Consider the following 1270-nt stretch of genomic DNA (forward strand, 5'->3'; position numbering starts at 1 on the left):
AGGTGGTGGGTAGTTCACTCCAATAGCAATGGCTCGATTGCCTCTAAAACCCAAAATAAGAACAGGACGATATGTACCGCCCTGCCCTTCCTGAAAACGAAAATATATATCGTAAATACCACCCGGCTGCATCATTCTTCATCTAGCCACCGTTGATGCACAGGATTATCGGGATTCACAGTCACAACACCATCAGGGCTAACATCCAATAAAGGAGCAGAAGGCAACCGATCAAAACAAATGCTTGAACTTAAAGACGCATTGATGTTTGCGTATCGATTTCGCACAGCAGGTTTAGCATAAATCGATCTTAATGACTGTGCTCGCACATCTTTTCGCCTTGAGATGGCTGATCTTCGCAACTGGCGATGCTCCTTTCTGCGCATACGCTATCACCACCTTAGCAATAGCATATGCCTGTTTTGAAAAAACATGTACGAGACATACGCTGGCTATAATGTACATTTATTATAGCATATACAAGAGGGGATAACAAAACCAACCAATCTACAAAAATCCTTTGTTTCTACCTTGTTAGGGTGTGACATGTGAGTAGTGATTTCCGCTCTTTCCCTCGACCGGCTCCATTAACCATCGGAGGTCATAAAGAAACGCATCTTGGTTCATACTAAAGGAAAAGCTCGCAAAAGAAAGGGACTCGCCATGCTTCGCGAACTTGACTGGATGACGTACATCATGATCATTTTAGCCAGCTATAGGTTCACCCACTTGATCGTCTTTGATAAGATCACCGAATTCATTCGCAATCCGTTTATGAAAAAAGAGACAATCCGGCATGAGGACGGCCATACGGAAATCAAGAAGGTGCCGAAATCGAAATTCGGCTATTTGTTGAACTGTTACTGGTGTGCGGGAGTGTGGAGCGCGATTTTTCTCGCGCTTGGGTATTTATTCATCCCGAAGATCGCCATGCCGTTCATTTTTATTTTTTCGATCGCTGGGGCGCAAGCGATTTTGGAAACATTCGTCGGGGTGGGGACGAAGGCAATCGATCTTCTGTCGGCGGCGAAAAAGCGGATGGACTGACATTGGCGGGCGTACGGCGGAAACATGCGGCGCGCCCGCTTTTCTTGCTTTTGTCGATACATCATGGTTAACTTATATCATTATTTAACATAAATCAGCCAGAAGTCCCCCACCTCTATGATATTATCCCTCTAGTGTAGACAGTTGGGAAAATGCCCATACTGTCATTAAAAACACTGGAGGGATTTGTTTATGTTCGAGAACAAGCAAACACCGAAAGGGA

Annotated in this window: 1 protein-coding gene; it reads left to right on the forward strand. The window is 44.8% G+C overall.

The annotated features are described in order from the left end of the window. The first annotated feature begins 663 nt into the window (after positions 1–663). Entirely contained in the window at positions 664–1047 is a 384-nt protein-coding gene (locus I656_RS01320) for a DUF1360 domain-containing protein (RefSeq protein WP_033006683.1), read from the forward strand. Positions 1048–1270 lie beyond the last annotated feature (223 nt).

Source organism: Geobacillus sp. WSUCF1 (assembly GCF_000422025.1).
Lineage (GTDB): Bacteria > Bacillota > Bacilli > Bacillales > Anoxybacillaceae > Geobacillus > Geobacillus zalihae.

Coding starts and splice junctions, on each gene's coding strand:
- I656_RS01320 (WP_033006683.1), top strand. CDS start 664: ATGCTTCGCGAACTTGACTGGATGACGTACATCATGATCATTTTAGCC.